Raw genomic sequence first — 15,550 nt, 5'->3', positions numbered from 1 at the left:
ACTTGTCAACTGGTAGACGAATCAAGTCTTCACCCTTGGGTTACTCGAATGTGAAGACCGGGTGGACATCGGTAGCCCCTCTGGCGTTGGAGCAGGGGGGCTGTTTCGGGATGGGGCGACCTGCTGGAATCCCGCTATCTCTCATCACCTATGGCTGTGACCTGTTGTTGCCTTCGCCATGCGTGTGACATATGGTGCGAAGGTGCTTTGAGGGTCGCATGCGACCTGTCAGAGCGCGTGATTGTTTCTGCTATGCAGCAGAAAGGTTAATTCGCAGAAGGTCTCGGCAAAGCGCGAACTTTTCATTTGTTGGACACGGGGGTGGGAGTGTGACGCGCCTTATTCTATCGCCTGCGAGTCTCGCCAAGACGCGAATCATGGATGAGCCAGAGGAGTTGGTGGAAGCGCTCCTCGCGCTGGAATTGCTGGGCGCCGGCAGAGGTGGTCCGGAATTCGCGCCCTGGCGGGCGCATGCCGTTGCCGCACCCGGCTCCCGTGCTCTGTCCAAACTGGCGTCGACGCTGCGTCCCCTCCCGGACATCTACGACCTCGTCCGGCGTGTGGACGGCCTGGATGGCGTCGCCGGGCGCAGACCGAACGGTTCCGCCGCGCGCATCGCCAGGGAGGTCGGCGAGTTCTCGCGGCACGCGGTCGCCCCGTACTGGCAGCGCATCGGCGGTCGGCTCGCCATCGACCGAGCGGCCCGCGGCCAGATCATGCTCAGCGGCGGCATGGACAAGGTGCTCAGCACCCTGCACCCCACCGTCCACTGGGCGTCGCCCGTCCTCGAGGTTCCCGGTCCGGACGGCGAACTGAGGCTCGGCGACAACGGGTTGCTCCTGGCGCCCTCGCTGTTCCTCCACTCGCGGCCCCCCGTGCTCCTGCACGATCTGTCCGGGGTCGGCATGCCGGTGCTCGTCTACCCGATCCCGGTCAAGCAGAAGTGGATGGCGGCCATGTGGAGCGACGGTCCGGCCCAGGGCAACGCGCTCGGCGCGCTGCTGGGCCGGACCCGGGCGGAGGTGCTGCGGGCCCTCACGGACAGTTGCAGCACGACGGAGCTGGGCGCCCGGGTGGGCATCTCCGTGGCGGCCGCCAGTCAGCATGCGACCATCCTGCGGAGCGCCGGGTTGGTGACCACCCTCAGGTCGTTCAACACCGTGACGCACACTCTCACCCCGCTGGGCAACGCCCTCCTCCACGAGGAGCTCATCGCCTGAGCGGTGCGCCGACGGGCGTGGCGCGGCTGCGCCCGTCGGCGTGTACGGGGTCGGCTGGGGAGTGGGCCGGCCCCGGCTGCCCTGCGGGGCTACGCCAGGCTGAGCGTCACGTTGATGCAGACGCCCACCACCACGATGGCCAGCAAAACCCAGGGCCACAGCGGACGTTCTTTTTGGGGCTGCCATCCAGACATCGCGTTTCCTGTTCGCCGTGAGGGGTGGAAGGAAGGGGTGTGGCGGTTGGTCTCCCGCCGCACAGCGAGGCTAGCCCTCGGGGAGCGGCGCCCGCAGTCAGGTTCCCTGCCGTCTCGGGGTGCAGTTCTCTGCACCCCGACGCCCGTCCGGCCGGGCGTGGCAGGTCCGGCCGGCGGCCGTCCGCCGGCCCCGGCCAACTCCTCGAACATCATTCGACCAGCGCTATTCGGCCCCTGTGAAAAGACGTAGCGAGGCCCGCCGGGGTGATCTTAGATAAAGAAGTGTGCTCAGGGTGACGGGGAGTTCCCCCGAGCATTCACGGACAAGTCAGCATGCCGGTTCCCGCATGGTGGGCCGGCATTTCCTCAGATCACCGTTGTCGCCGAGGCGAAAACTGAACGGCCGCGCTGGCGGTAATGGGGGAAGGTCTAAATGGTGGTCACCAAAACTGCAGAAACCCGCCGGATTTCCGTCTTCGACACCACGCTCCGCGACGGCGAGCAGGCTCCTGGAAACGCCATGACGGCGGAGCAGAAGCTCGACGTGGCGCTGGCGATCCAGAGCCTTGGCGTCGACGTCATCGAGACCGGGTTCCCGGCGGCCTCGCCGACGGACTTCAAGGCGACCCGGATGATGTCCGAGCAGCTGAGGAAGGAGGTCCGGCTCGCCTCGTTCTGCCGCTCGGTACCCGGCGACGTGGAGACGGCGGTCGAGGCCGGCGGCACCGAGCGGCACCAGATCCAGCTCCTGGTCACCGGGAGCGACCTGCACCTGGAGCACAAGCGCGGCATCACCAGGGAGCAGGCGTACTCCGAGGTCCGCGCCGCCATCAAGGCCGCCAAGGAGCTCGGCGTCACCGACATCTCGGTCGGCGTCGAGGACGCCAGCCGGGGCGAGCACGACCTGCTGCGCGGCTACTGCGAGATCGTCATGGAATCGGGCGCCTCGACGATCGCGCTCGGCGAGACCTCCGGTTGCATGGTGCCCGCCGAGTTCGGCGACCTCACCCACGCCGTACGCCAGTGGGTCCCCGCCGGCACCGTGCTGTCCGTCCACTGCCACGACGACTTCGGCCTCGCCGTCGCCAACACCCTCGCGGGCCTCGAAGCCGGTGCCGACGAGATGCAGGTGACGCTCGGCGGGATCGGCGAGCGCGCGGGCAACGCCGCCCTGGAGGAGCTCGCCGCCGTTCTGCTGTACAAGGCGGAGCACTACGGTTTCACCACCACGATCAGGACCGAGCGGCTGCACGCGGCCTACCAGGTGCTGACCCGGGCCATCTCGATGGAGACGCCGCGGAACAAGGCGATCTTCGGTCAGTACTCCTTCGCCACCCAGGCGGGGATCCACCAGGCCGGCATGCTGGCGCGCCCGGAGACGTACGAGTACCTGGAGCCCACCCGGGTGGGTCGGGAGCGCTCGCTGCTCGTCGGCCGTCACTCCGGCCGCGGCATCCTGGCGCACCTGCTGGAGCAGCTCGACGTGCCCGCCACCCCCGAGCTGCTGGACGAGCTGTACCACGACTACATCGCCAGCCGCACCGGCGGCGAGTGCGACGAACTGGACGTGGTCCGCGCCAGCCTGGCCGAGCGGTTCGCCCAGTCGACCGGGGCCGCCGCGTGACGACCCCGGCCACCCTCGCCGAGAAGCTGTGGGACAGTCATGTCGTGCACCGGGCGGACGGCGAGCCCGACCTGCTCTTCATCGACCTGCACCTGACCCACGAGGCCACCTCCCCGCAGGCCTTCGACGGCCTGCGGCTGGCGGGACGCACCGTGCGGCACCCGGAGCTGACCGTGGCGCTGGAGGACCACAACGTCCCCACCGACTCCATGGTCATCGAGGACCCGGTCAGCCGCCTCCAGATCGACACCCTGCGGCGCAACTGCGAGACCTACGGCGTGGAGCTCTACCAGCTCGGCCACCGCCGCCAGGGCATCGTGCACGTGGTCGGCCCGCAGCTCGGGCTCGTGCAGCCGGGCATGGCGATCGTCTGCGGGGACAGCCACACCTCCACGCACGGCGCCTTCGGGGCGCTCGCATTCGGCATCGGCACCAGCGACGTCGAGCACGTCCTGGCCACCCAGTGCCTGGCCATCAGCCGGCCCAGGACCATGGTGGTGGAGTTCACCGGCGAGCTGCCCGCGGGTGTGGGCGCCAAGGACCTCATCCTGGCGCTGATCGCGCGGATCGGCGCCAACGGTGCCCAGGGGCACGTCATCGAGTACCGCGGTGCCGCGGTCCGGGCGCTGTCCATGGAAGCCCGGATGACGCTGTGCAACATGAGCATCGAGGCGGGCGCCCGGGCCGGCCTGGTCGCTCCCGACGAGACCACCTTCGCCTACCTCAGGGAGCGCCCGCACGCGCCGAAGGGCGCCGACTGGGACGCGGCCGTGGCCCACTGGCGGACGCTGCGCACCGACGAAGGCGCCTCCTTCGACAAGACCGTCGAACTGGACGTGTCGGGCCTGAGCCCGCTGGTGACCTGGGGCACCAACCCCAGCCAGGCGGTGCCGCTGAGCGCACGCGTGCCGGCCCCCGAGTCCTTCGCCGACGGGGCCGAGCGGGCGGCGGCCGAGCGGGCCCTGGAGTACATGGACCTCAAGCCGGGCACGCCGCTGCGCGACGTCCCCGTCGACGTGGTCTTCCTCGGGTCCTGCACCAACGGCCGGATCGAGGACCTGCGGGCCGCCGCCGGGGTGCTGCGCGGCCGCAAGGTGGCCGGCTCCACCCGGCTGCTCGTCGTCCCCGGCTCCGTGCAGGTGCGCGAACAGGCCGAACAGGAAGGCCTGGACAAGGTGTTCCTCGACGCGGGCGCCGAGTGGCGGCTGCCGGGCTGCTCGATGTGCCTGGGCATGAACACCGACCGTCTCACCGGGCCGCAGCGCTCGGCTTCCACCTCCAACCGCAACTACGAGGGTCGGCAGGGCGCCACCGCCCGTACCCACCTGGTGTCGCCGGTGGTCGCCGCCGCGACCGCGGTGGCCGGCCGTCTGTCGGCTCCCGCCGACCTGGGATGAGAGAGGCCCATGCAACCCCTGATCACGCACACCGGGCGGGCGGTGGCCCTGCGCCGCGATGACGTCGACACCGACCAGATCGTCCCGGCCGAGTACTGCAAGCGCGTCGTCAAGAGCGGCTACGCGGACGCGCTGTTCGCCCGATGGCGACAGGAGCCCGACTTCGTCCTCGACCGCCCGGCGCACTCCGGCGCGAGCGTCCTGCTGGCCGGTCGCAACTTCGGCATCGGCAGCTCGCGGGAGCACGCGGTGTGGGCCCTGAAGGACGGCGGCTTCGTCGCGGTCGTGGCCTCCGGCTTCGGAGACATCTTCCGGCGCAACGCGATGAACAACGGGCTGATCCCGGTCGACCAGCCCGTGGAGGTGGTCCAGGAGCTGATGTCCGAGGCCGAGCGGGACCCGTCTTTCACGGTCACCGTCGACCTCCAGGAGCTGCGGCTGCGCGCCGGCGACCGCAGCTGGGACTTCGAGGCCGAGCAGCGGGCCCGCGAACTGCTGCTGCAGGGCCTGGACACCATCGAGCTGACCCTGCGGCGCGGCGACCTGATCGACGCGTACGAACGGCGCCGCCCGTCCTGGCTGCCGACCGTGCCCCGTGGCTCGGGGGCCGAGCTCGCCGCAGGGGCGGCAGGGTGACCGCCGCTCCTGCCCCGTCCCCCACCACGGCACGCCACCCGCTCGGCGCGGAGCGCGTGCGTCAGATGCCCGATGGCGGCCTGGTCGGGCTACTTCTGGCGGCCGGCAGCGAGGGCGTGGTGAACCTCGCGGCCGGCACCCCGGGGTGGCCCGTCACCCCGCCCGAGCTGGTCAAGCACGCCGTCCACGCCCTCCAGGAGGGCGTCAATCAGTACGAGGACCCGGCCGGGAACGCTCGGCTGCGCGAGTGGATCGCGTGCTCCCTGCCGGGCCACCCCGACCCCGTCACCGAGCTGACGGTCACCGCGGGCGCCAGTGAGGCGCTCGGGGTGGCCCTGCTGGCCTGCGTCGACCCCGGCGACGAGGTCGTCGTCCTCGAGCCGTTCTACGAGAACTTCCTCAGCGCCATCGCGCTGGCCGGAGGCGTACCGCGGTTCGTGTCGGCCGACGGCCCGGACTGGGCCGTCGACCCGGGCGCGCTGGCCGCCGCCTTCGGCCCGCGGACCCGGGCGATAGTCATCAACAGCCCGGCCAACCCGACCGGGCGGTTGCTGACCGCCGAGGAACTGGGCCTGATCGCCGAACTGTGCGAGAAGTGGGACGTGGTCGCCGTCTCCGACGAGGTCTACGCCCCGTACGTCTACGACGGCGAGCCGCACCGCTCGGCCGCCGAGGTGCCCGGTCTGGCCGACCGGAGCATCGTGCTGGGCAGCTTCTCCAAGAGCCACGCCGTCAGCGGGTGGCGGCTGGGCTACCTGCGGGCCCCCGAGCCCTGGACCCGGCTGCTGCGGCAGGTGCACATCGCCACCACCGGCGGCGCCGCGGCGCCCCTGCAGTACGCCGTCGCCCACGGCGGGCCCGCCCTGCAGGACGGCTGGGACCCGGCCGAGTCGATGCGGCCGCTGCGCGACCGCGCCGTCCGGATGCTCACCGAGGCGGGTTTCGACTGCGCCGCGCCCCGCGGCGGCGTTTACGTGATGGCCGGGACCCACGGCCTCACCGAGGAGCCGAGCCCCCGGTTCGTCCGCGACCTGGTCGAGCGGACCGGGGTGCTGCTGTGCCCGGCCACCCCGTTCTTCGCCGACCCGGGGCGCGGCGACCGGTACGTCCGCGTGGCCTTCAACCGCCCCGAGTCCACCCTGCTCGAAGCCCACCGGCGCCTGACCGCCCGACCCTAGGACGATCCCGTGCAGAAGATCATCGTGATACCCGGCGACGGCATCGGTCCCGAGGTGACCGAGGAGGCCGTCACCACCCTCCAAGCCCTCGGTGCCGACCTGGAGTTCACCTTCCTCGACCGGATCAACGCCGACCGCTACCTGCGGGAGGGGGTGTCGCTCACCGACGACGAGCTGGAGCTGGTCCGGGCCTGCGGCACGGTGCTGTTCGGCGCCGTCGGCGACCCGCGGGTGACCACCCCGGACTACGCCCGCGGGGTGTTGCTCAGGCTCCGTACGGAGCTGGACCTGTTCGTCAACTACCGTCCGGCGGTACTGCTGGACGACCGGCTCAGCCCGCTGCGCGACGAGTCCCGCCGCGGCATCGACTGCGTGGTGGTGCGCGAGAACACCGAGGGCCTCTATAGCGGGGTCGGCGGCAGCCTGCGCGCCGGCACCGCCGACGAGGTCGCCGTCGACCAGGAGATGAGCACCCACCTGGGGGTGTCGCGGGTCGTCGAGTACGCCTACGGCATCGCCCGCCGGGCGGTGTGCATGGTCGACAAGTCCAACGCGGTGCCGTTCGGCGGCCGGTTGTGGCAACGGGTGTGGCGGTCGGCCAAGGAGCGCCACCCCGAGGTGGCCTCCTCCCACCTGTACGTGGACGCCGCGGCGATGAAGCTGGTCAACGACCCGACGTCGTTCGACGTGATCGTCGCCAACAACACCTACGGCGACATCCTCAGCGACCTCACGGCCGAACTCGCCGGCGGCTTGGGCACCGCGGCCTCGGCGAACATCAACCCGCAGACCGGGGTGGGCCTCTACGAGCCGGTGCACGGCAGCGCTCCCGACATCGTCGGCACGGGGCTGGCCAACCCCGCGGGCGCCGTGCTGAGCGCTGCGCTGCTGCTGCGCGACCGCGGGCTGAAGAGCGAGGCCGAGGCCCTGGAGCGGGCGGTGCGCCGGACCATCGCGGAGCACCGCTGCACCCCGGACCTCGGCGGCAGCTTGACCACCCGTCAGGCGGGCGAGGCCATCCGGGCGGCGCTGGACTGATGTCCGGCGCCGTGCGGGCCCGCCCCGACGGACCGAAGGCAAACGGTTAGATCCGGAATCAGGAGGAACGCGTTCCCATGACCGCATCGATCACCTTGGACACCGAGCCGCGGCTCGGCGGGCTGGTGTGCGGGGTGTCCAGCCCGGGCCGTCCAGCGCTGACCGAACTCGGCGCCCAGCACGGCCCGTTGATCCGCGAAAGGGTCGTCGAGCACGGTGCCGCCCTACTGGGCGGGTACCAGTGGGCCGACTGGGACGACCTGGACGCCTTCGTGAAGCACATCGTCGGCACGCCGCTGGACTACACCGAGCGCTCCTCGCCGCGGACCGAGTTGCACCCCGGGGTGTTCACGGCGACGGACCACCCGCCGACCGAGGAGATCTTCCTCCACACCGAGCAGTCGTACAACCTCACGGTGCCGCGCTACCTGTTCTTCTTCTGCCAGCAGGGCGCCCCGGAGGGCGGTGCGAACCGGCTCGCCGACTGCCGGGCCATCCACGACTCGCTGCCCCGCGACCTCGTGGAGCGGTTCGACCGGGAGGGCTACCTCCTGGTGCGCAACTTCCTGCCCGGGCTCGGCCTCACCTGGCAGCAGGCGTTCGGCACCGAGGACCCGGACCGGGTCCGCCGCTACTGCGCGGACAACGGCATCGAGGTGGAGTGGCTGGCCGAGGACCACGTCCAGACCCGGCAGGTGCGCTGGGCGGTGGCCACCCACCCGGAGACCGGCCGGAAGACGTGGTTCAACCACATGACGTTCTTCCACTCCAGCTCGCTGAACAAGGACCTGGCCGAGCTGCTGCTGGAGGAGTACGGGCCCTACGGCATCCCGACCAACACCTTCCACGCGGACGGTACGGAGATCTCCCAGGACGTCATCGAGGCCCTGCACGCCGGCTACCGCGACCACCAGCTCGACGTGACCTGCCGCACCGGCGACGTGCTGATCGTGGACAACCTGAGCGTGGCGCACGGCCGGGCCCCGTTCGTGCCGCCTCGCCGGCTGTTCGTGAGCATGGCTGACGCGCTGTCCTGGTCGCGGCTGCGCCCGGGGGAGCGGACCCCGCTGCCCGGTGGCGGTGTGGCGGGGCACACGGGGTGAGTGAGCGGACCGAGCCGGGCACGGTGCGGAACGGAGGGCGGGCGGAGGAGATTCCGCCCGCCCGTCCGTTGAGCCGCAACCGCGAGTACAACCTGCTGTGGAGCAGCAACGTGGTCTCGCAACTGGGCTCCCAGGCGACGCTGTTCGCCTACCCGCTGCTGGTGATCGCCATGACGGGGTCGGTGTTCCAGGCCTCGCTGGTGGAGTTCGCCGTCGCCGCCGCCCGGATGGTGGCGGGGCTGCCGGCCGGCGCGCTGGCGGACCGGCTGCCGCGCAAGCGGGTGCTGTTGGCGTCCGAGGCCGCACGGGCCCTGGCGCTGGGGGTCCTGGCCGTCGCCATCGCGGCCGACTGGGCGCCGCTCGCCCTGATCCTGGGGGTGGCGGTGGTCGAGGGCGTGAGTACCGCGCTGTTCAACGCCGCCGACCAGGCACTGCTGCCGCTGGTCGTGCCCGCGGCCCAGCTGCCGTCCGCGGTGGCCCGCAACACCGCGCGCTACTACGTCGCCACGATCACGGGGCCCGGCCTCGGCGGCGTGCTGTACAACGCGATGCGCGTGCTGCCGTTCGCCGCCCAGGCGATGGCCTCGCTGGCCGCGTTCGGCACCCTGCTGTTCCTGCGGGCTCCTCAAGAGCGCAAGCGACTGCCCGCCGCCGACTCGGGCGGCCTGCTCCGGGACACGCTGGCGGGCCTGCGCTGGTTGTGCGGTCACCGCCTGCTCAGGGTCACGGTGGGGCTCACCATGGGCTTCAACGCGGTCTTCAGCGGGCTGCTGCTGGCGGTCATCGGCATGGCGCAGCAGGCGGGCGCCGGGGCGCAGGTCGGGGCGATCGGGGCGCTGATGGGCGCCGGGGGAGTCCTGGGCGCCCTCGCCGCGCCCCGGCTGCGGCTGAGACTGGCGCCGTACACCGCGGTTCTGTTGCTGACCTGGGGCGCGAGCGCGCTGGTGCCGCTGCTGGCGGTGCTGCCCGCCGGGTACTGCTACGGCGTGGTGCTCGGCGCCACGGCCTTCCTGGCGCCGACCGCGACCGCGATCATTGCCACGCACCAGATGCTGATCACGCCGGACTCGATGCGCGGCAGGCTTGCCGGCGCGATCGGGGTGAGCCTCGGAGCGGCCTCCGCCCTGGGCACGATCGCGGCCGGGGCGCTGCTGGAGTTCTCCGGGGCGGTGGCCACGGTGGCGGCGGCCACGGCGGTCCTGGTGCTGCTCGCCCTCCTGGCCACGTTCAGCGGCGCCGTCCGTATGCCGGCCGAGCCCGGCGAACCGGGGGCGGACACCTGATGGCGGCCGGTCCCGCGGTCGCGGGACCGGTCCTCGCTCACCTTCCCGGGACGACCGACGACGGCTCAGTCGGTCTGGGTGTCGATGGAGTTGAGGTAGGTGAGGACGGCGCGCACCCGCCGGTGCCCGCCGTCCGCGGCCGGCAGGCCGAGCTTGGTGAAGATGTTCCCGATGTGCTTGTTCACCGAGGTCTCCGCGATGAACAGCAGCTTCGCGATGGCGCCGTTGCCGTGCCCCTCGGCCATCAGGGAGAGCACCTCCCGCTCGCGCGAACTGAGCGCGTCGAGCGGGTCGTTGCGCACCCGGCGCACCATCAGCTGGGAGATCACCTCGGGGTCCATGGCGACCCCGCCGCCGGCGACCCGGTCCAGGGCCTCCAGGAACTCCTCCACCCGGCTCACGCGGTCCTTGAGGAGGTACCCCACGCCGGAGGCGCCGTGGACCAGCAGCTGGGCGGCGTAGGCGTGCTCGACGTACTGGGACAGCACCAGGACCGGCAGGTCCGGCAGCTTCTCCCGGGCGGTGACCGCGCTGCGCAGTCCCTCGTCCCGGTAGGTCGGAGGCAGCCGTACGTCCAGCACGGCGATGTCCGGACGGTGCTCGAGGAGTGCGGGCAGCAGGTCGTCGCCGTGCTCCACCGTCGCGCAGACCTCGTGGCCCACGCTGGTCAGCAACAGCGACATGCCCTCCCGCAGCAGGGCGTTGTCCTCGGCGATCACGATCCGCACGGAAGCTCCACTCGAAGTACTGTCGGTCCTCCGGGCGGGCTGTGCAGCTCGGTGACGCCGTCGAAGGCCGCGACGCGGCGCTTGATGCCGCGGATCCCGCTGCCGGAGCCGGTCGTCGCCCCGCCCCGCCCGTCGTCCCAGACGGAGATGTGAATCCTGCTCTCGGTGGTCCGCAGCTGCACCTGGCTGCTCTCGGCCTCACTGTGCTTGGCGACGTTCGTCAGGGCCTCGGAGATGACGAAGTACGCCGCGGCCTCCACGGCGGCGGGCGCCCGCGCCCCCTTGGCCCCGTACTCCAGGTCCAGTTTGGTCGGGATCTGGCAGGCCGCCACCAGCGAGCGGGTGGCCTCGGCCAGGCCGTGGTCGGCGAGGACCGGCGGATAGATGGACCGGACGGCGGTGCGCAGTGACTGTACCGCCTGTTCGGTCAGCTCCCGCGCCTGGTCGATCATCTCGGGAAGCTTCTCCGGGTCGTCTCCGAGTACCCGCTTCATCAGGGCCAGCCGCAGCGAGACCGACACCAGCCCGGCCTGCGCTCCGTCGTGCAAGTCGCGTTCGATGCGCCGGAGTTCGGCGGCGTGTGCTTCCAGTGCCTCGGCGCGCGTTATGGTCAGCTCCTCGACGCGCTTGGCGAGGGAGGTCCGGCGCTTGCGCGGCTTGAGCAGCGCCCGGGTCATCATGGCGTGCAGCTGGGCGCACCAGGGCAGCAGGATGCCGGCGAGCGCGCCGTAGACCAGGCCGGCGAGGCTGGCCCCCAGGGCCGCTCCCCAGGAGTCGATGTCCCAGACGATCAGCTGCGCGGGCCTGGGCACCACCTGCCACCACAGCGGAATGGTCAGCCAGCTGGCCGATCCCGCGCACAGCCCGATGGCCAGGGCGGCGCCGATCGTGCCCAGCAGGGCGTGCGCCAGCAGCCACAGCAGATCGGTGTAGGTGGCCTTGTCGGTGAGCATCACCTGGGCGCGGACCAGGATCTTCCCCTCGGCCTCGCGGTAGGAGGTCGGGATCTCGCAGCCCAGCCACTGACCCGCACGTCGGCGGTGGGCGTCGGCCACCTTGCGGAGCCGGGCCAGGGAGAGCGGCACCAGGCTCAGGCCGGGGCCCACCAGGCTCAGCGCGAAGACCATGATCAGAGCGTATAAGCCGATGAATGCTACGAGCGCGCTGCCACCGACGGCCATGAGGTAGGTCAGGGACCCGCCGAAACGCTGCACGAACTCCTGCCGGGTGGCCGCCCGGGGCAGCCCGCGGCCAAGCGGCCGCTGGGGATCGCCGTCCATTTCCGCTCAGCCCCCCAAGTACCGATTTCCCCCACACGCTATCACTACCGGGTGATCACCGGACGTGACCGGGACGCGGGCAGGGGGGCAGTCAACTGCACCTTTTGAACTCCAGCAAACGTCATGGTTCCGCCGGATCCGGACGCCTAGCGTGGAGCGCGTATGTCGTAAGAGGCGGAAGGGAGACGCGCTGTGGAGCACGGCGAGGTCACTAGGCGGCAGTTCGACGGCGCAACCCCTGGGACCGTGGCCGGAGACGGCTCCGGTGGGTCGGGTTCCCGAGGCCGCTGGGCGGTGGAGTTGCGGACGGTCGGCAAGACGTACGGTCGGGGAGCCGGGGAAGTCGCCGCACTTCGCGAACTCACCATCACCTTCGAACGTGGCTCGTTCACGGCCGTCATGGGCCCGTCGGGCGCCGGCAAGAGCACCTTCCTGCACTGCGCGGCGGGGCTGGACCGGCCGACCTCCGGATCGGTGTGGCTGGGCGGTACGGACCTGGCGACGCTGGACGAGGCGCAGCTGACGATGCTGCGCCGGGAGCGGGTCGGCTTCATCTTCCAGGCGTACAACCTGCTGGGCTCCCTGACGGTGGCGGAGAACATCACGCTGCCGCTGCTGCTCGCCGGCCGTTCGGCCGACCCGGGCTGGCTGGAACAGGTGGCCCGGCGGGTGGGCCTGTCCGACCGGCTGGGGCACCGGCCGGCGCAGCTCTCCGGAGGCCAGCAGCAGCGGGTGGCGATCGCTCGGGCGCTGATCACCAAGCCCGAGGTGATCTTCGCGGACGAGCCGACCGGTGCGCTCGACAGTCGGACTGGGCGTCAGGTCCTCGCACTGCTGCGGGAGATCGTGGACCGTGACGGCAACACCGTCGTGATGGTGACCCACGACCCGATCGCCGCCTCCTTCGCGCAGCGCGTGGTCTTCCTGGCGGACGGGGCCTTCGCCGAGTCGATGGAGGCCCCGACCGCCGAGCGCGTGGCCGCCCGGATGACCCGCCTCGAGGAGTGGTGAGCCGGTGGAGTTCAAGCTCGTCCTGATGACGCTGCGGGAACGCAAGGCGGGGCTGGTCGGTGCGTTCGTGGCTCTGCTCGGCGCGTCGATGCTGATCACCGCGTTCGGCGTCCTGCTGCAGTCGGGCCTCGGCTCGGGGGTCGCCACCCAGCGCTATGCCGGCGCCCCGGTGGTGGTCGGCGGCAAGCAGTCGTTCAAGGTCACCGACGGCAAGACCAAGCAGAAGTCGCTGTCCCAGCCCGCACCGGTGAACAGCGACGTGACCGACAAGGTGGCGTCGGTCGAGGGCGTGCAGCGGGCGGTGCCGGACGTCGGCTTCCCGGCCCAGGTGGTGGACGGGGACGGCGGGCTGGACGACGGCGGCGGCGAGCAGCCCTCGACCGGCCACGGCTGGTCCGGTTCCGTTCTCGGTCCCTTCACGCTGGAGCAGGGTCGGGCGCCCCAGCAGGCGGGCGAGGTGGTGCTGGACGCGGACCTGGCCAAGCGCGTGAAGATGTCCCCCGGGCAGCGGGTGAAGCTGGCGACCACGCAGGAGGCGCGCGAGTACACGGTCACCGGGGTGGCCTCGCTGAAGGGCGCGGCCGGGCCGCTGCGCTCGGCGGCGGTCTTCTTCAGCGACGCCGAGGCCACGACGCTGTACGGCCACCCGGGCCGGATCGACGCGGTCGGGGTGCTGCCCACCCCGGGCACCGACCCGGACAAGCTGGCCGACCGGATCGACAAGAAGCTGGCCGGATCCGGTGCCGAGACCTACCTGGGCGAGGACCGCAGCCAGGTGGAGTTCCACGACGTGGCCTCGGCCCAGTCCAACCTGGTCGAACTGGCGGGCTCGCTCGGTGCGACGGTCGTGCTGATCGCGATGATCGTGGTGGCCAGCACCCTCGCCCTCAACGTGCACCAGCGCCGCCGTGAGCTGGCCCTGTTGCGGGCCGTCGCGGCCACCCCGCGCCAGGTGTACAAGATGATGGCGGCCGAGGTCCTGATCGTGTCGCTGGTGGCGTCGGTGATCGGGTGCCTGCCGGGTGTCCTGGTGGCCAAGGTCCTGATGAGCGCACTGAGCCTGATCGGCATGGTGCCCGATGACTTCGCGTTCTCCTACGGCCCGGTCCCGATGCTGGTCGCCGTCGTCGCGTCGGTGATCGCCGCCGAGGTGGCCGCGATCGGGGTCGCCCGCAAGGCCGTGGCGATCCGTCCGGTGGAGGCCATGGGCGAGGCCCAGATCGAGACGGCGAAGCTGGGGCGCGCCCGGGCCTTCTTCGGCGTGCTGCTGTTCCTGCTCGGCGTCGCGGCCTCGCTGCTGCCGCTGTTCTTCGGCAGTGTCTTCGCGGTGGCCGGCGCGGGCACCGGCGGTCTCGTCATGATCATCGCGGTCCTGATGCTGGCCCCGCCGGTGGTGAGCCTGGCGAGCCGGCTGATGGCCGGCCCGGTCCGCAGCCGCACCGGGCCGCACGGCCGTCTCGCGGTGGCCAACACCCGGGCCAACGCCCGCCGACTGGCGGCCGGCATCGGGCCGCTGACGCTGGCGATCGGGTTCGCCCTGGTGCAGCTGTGCATTCCGACCACGACCGCGGCGGCGGCCCAGGACCAGGCCGAGGCCGGCATCGTGGCCGACTTCACGCTGCAGGGCGGGCCCGGTGGGCCGCCGCTTGGTGTGGTCAAGGACGCCGCGTCGGTGCCGGGGGTGGCTGCGGCCACGGGGGTGGTGAGGGTCCAGCTGCACGGCTCCCGGAAGGTGCTGGACTCGCCGGAGATCTTCAAGTACCAGGCCCAGGGCGTCACTCCCGACGGAGTGGGCCGGACCATGGACCTGGGGGTCACCGAGGGCGACCTGACGAACCTGCGTGGCGACGTCGTGGCCATCAGCGGCGGCGCGGCCAGCACCCTCGGCGCGCACGTGGGCGGCCACGTCAAGCTGAACCTCCCGGACGGGGCCGAGATCAGGCCCACCGTGGTCGCGGTCTACGACCGGGGTCTGGGCTTCGGCGATGTGACGCTGCCCCAGGAGACCGTGCTGGCGCACAGCTCCCGCCAGCTGGAGGACGTGGTGTTCGTCAAGACCGCCGCGGGCGCCGACAAGGGGCAGGTCGCCAAGGCGCTGCGCGGCCTGGCCGGCCGGTACCCGGGCCTCAAGGTGCTGGACGAGGGCGGCCTGTCGGCCGCGCAGCAGGAGCAGGCGACGTCCTCGGTGCTGACCAGCGCGCTGCCGCTGGCGCTGGTCTTCGGCTACCTCGCCATCTCGGTGGCCAACACGCTCGTCCTGGCGACACTGGGCCGGGTGCGGGAGTTCTCGCTGCTGCGGCTGGTGGGGGCGCCGCGGGAGCAGGTGGTGCGGATGATGCGGGTGGAGGCCGGGATGGTGGTGGCCATCGCGGTGGCGGTGGGCACCGTGGTGCCGCTGCTGCCACTCGCCACCGTGAGCCTGGGGCTGACCGGGTCGCCAGTGCCGCATTTCCCGGTGCTGATGTACCTGGGAATCGTCGCCGTGACCGCGCTCATCGGGCTGAGCGCGATCCTGGTGCCCACCCGGTTCGCCCTGCGGACCGGCCCGGTGGAGGGCATCGGTCTGCGCGAATAGCGGTCCGTCGAAACGGCTCCGGCCCGTGGTGCGCCCGCTCGCACCACGGGCTTTTCGCGTGTGACCGGCCCCACATCGAATCCCTGCGTCCCGGTGCCGTTGGAATGCCAACCAGCGTTTTTCACAGTTGACTTAATGACGCTGACCGGCGGAAAACGACCATGCTAGCCTTCGAGTAACAAGTCGATCTTCCCTAGCCGTGGTCCATGGCGAACCCATGGAATTTCCGGCTATTCCGGGCTGTCTGCTGCCGGTCGCAGAAAACAGAGTAGAGGGGGTTCCT

The 15,550-nt window shown here is 71.4% G+C and carries 12 protein-coding genes; 10 read left to right on the top strand and 2 right to left on the bottom strand.

Annotated elements, in window-relative coordinates:
• Positions 1–377 precede the first annotated feature (377 nt).
• The 8 genes from ACZ3TI_RS35785 to ACZ3TI_RS35750 all read left to right on the top strand — a co-directional run bounded on the left by ACZ3TI_RS35785 (position 378) and on the right by ACZ3TI_RS35750 (position 9,673).
• Positions 378–1,220, top strand: a complete 843-nt coding sequence (locus ACZ3TI_RS35785; RefSeq protein ID WP_465733826.1) for an ArsR/SmtB family transcription factor — start codon at positions 378–380, stop codon at positions 1,218–1,220.
• A 627-nt stretch (positions 1,221–1,847) separates the two neighbouring features.
• On the top strand, positions 1,848–3,038 hold the full coding sequence (locus tag ACZ3TI_RS35780; protein ID WP_465733824.1) for a LeuA family protein: 1,191 nt from the start codon (positions 1,848–1,850) through the stop codon (positions 3,036–3,038).
• Complete coding sequence (leuC, locus tag ACZ3TI_RS35775; RefSeq protein WP_465733822.1) at positions 3,035–4,435, top strand: 3-isopropylmalate dehydratase large subunit; 1,401 nt, start codon at positions 3,035–3,037, stop codon at positions 4,433–4,435. The genes ACZ3TI_RS35780 and leuC overlap by 4 nt, the downstream gene beginning before the upstream one ends.
• Positions 4,436–4,444: 9 nt before the next feature.
• Positions 4,445–5,071, top strand: a complete 627-nt coding sequence (gene leuD, locus ACZ3TI_RS35770; protein ID WP_465733820.1) for a 3-isopropylmalate dehydratase small subunit — start codon at positions 4,445–4,447, stop codon at positions 5,069–5,071.
• Positions 5,068–6,249: a pyridoxal phosphate-dependent aminotransferase gene (locus ACZ3TI_RS35765; protein ID WP_465733818.1), complete on the top strand. Its 1,182-nt coding sequence runs from the start codon at positions 5,068–5,070 to the stop codon at positions 6,247–6,249. Before leuD ends, ACZ3TI_RS35765 begins: the two co-directional genes overlap by 4 nt.
• 9 nt (positions 6,250–6,258) lie before the next feature.
• Complete coding sequence (locus ACZ3TI_RS35760; protein ID WP_465733816.1) at positions 6,259–7,287, top strand: isocitrate/isopropylmalate dehydrogenase family protein; 1,029 nt, start codon at positions 6,259–6,261, stop codon at positions 7,285–7,287.
• A gap of 77 nt (positions 7,288–7,364) precedes the next feature.
• Entirely contained in the window at positions 7,365–8,390 is a 1,026-nt protein-coding gene (locus ACZ3TI_RS35755; protein WP_465733814.1) for a TauD/TfdA family dioxygenase, read from the top strand.
• On the top strand, positions 8,387–9,673 hold the full coding sequence (locus ACZ3TI_RS35750; RefSeq protein WP_465733812.1) for an MFS transporter: 1,287 nt from the start codon (positions 8,387–8,389) through the stop codon (positions 9,671–9,673). The genes ACZ3TI_RS35755 and ACZ3TI_RS35750 overlap by 4 nt, the downstream gene beginning before the upstream one ends.
• 65 nt (positions 9,674–9,738) lie before the next feature.
• Here ACZ3TI_RS35750 and ACZ3TI_RS35745 read toward each other — a convergent pair whose 3' ends face one another.
• Both ACZ3TI_RS35745 and ACZ3TI_RS35740 read right to left on the bottom strand, forming a co-directional pair.
• Positions 9,739–10,401, bottom strand: coding sequence for a response regulator transcription factor (locus tag ACZ3TI_RS35745; protein WP_465733810.1), 663 nt, complete (start codon positions 10,399–10,401; stop codon positions 9,739–9,741).
• On the bottom strand, positions 10,389–11,681 hold the full coding sequence (locus ACZ3TI_RS35740) for a sensor histidine kinase (protein ID WP_465733808.1): 1,293 nt from the start codon (positions 11,679–11,681) through the stop codon (positions 10,389–10,391). Before ACZ3TI_RS35740 ends, ACZ3TI_RS35745 begins: the two co-directional genes overlap by 13 nt.
• A gap of 300 nt (positions 11,682–11,981) precedes the next feature.
• On the opposite strand from ACZ3TI_RS35740, the gene ACZ3TI_RS35735 reads away from it, so the two are divergent.
• Complete coding sequence (locus tag ACZ3TI_RS35735; RefSeq protein WP_465733848.1) at positions 11,982–12,692, top strand: ABC transporter ATP-binding protein; 711 nt, start codon at positions 11,982–11,984, stop codon at positions 12,690–12,692.
• A gap of 4 nt (positions 12,693–12,696) precedes the next feature.
• Positions 12,697–15,267 carry an FtsX-like permease family protein gene (locus tag ACZ3TI_RS35730; protein WP_465733806.1) on the top strand — a complete coding sequence of 857 codons (2,571 nt, stop codon included), beginning with the start codon at positions 12,697–12,699 and terminating at the stop codon, positions 15,265–15,267.
• The last annotated feature ends 283 nt before the right edge of the window (positions 15,268–15,550 follow it).

This window comes from Kitasatospora sp. NPDC023120, assembly GCF_055560835.1.
This window is presented reverse-complemented; position numbering and strand designations above follow the sequence as displayed.

What these genes read in the sequence shown, in the direction of transcription:
- ACZ3TI_RS35785 (WP_465733826.1), top strand. Translation starts at nt 378, where the DNA reads ATGGATGAGCCAGAGGAGTTGGTGGAAGCGCTCCTCGCGCTGGAATTG.
- ACZ3TI_RS35780 (WP_465733824.1), top strand. Translation starts at nt 1,848, where the DNA reads ATGGTGGTCACCAAAACTGCAGAAACCCGCCGGATTTCCGTCTTCGAC.
- leuD (WP_465733820.1), top strand. Translation starts at nt 4,445, where the DNA reads ATGCAACCCCTGATCACGCACACCGGGCGGGCGGTGGCCCTGCGCCGC.
- ACZ3TI_RS35755 (WP_465733814.1), top strand. Translation starts at nt 7,365, where the DNA reads ATGACCGCATCGATCACCTTGGACACCGAGCCGCGGCTCGGCGGGCTG.
- ACZ3TI_RS35740 (WP_465733808.1), bottom strand. Translation starts at nt 11,681, where the DNA reads ATGGACGGCGATCCCCAGCGGCCGCTTGGCCGCGGGCTGCCCCGGGCG.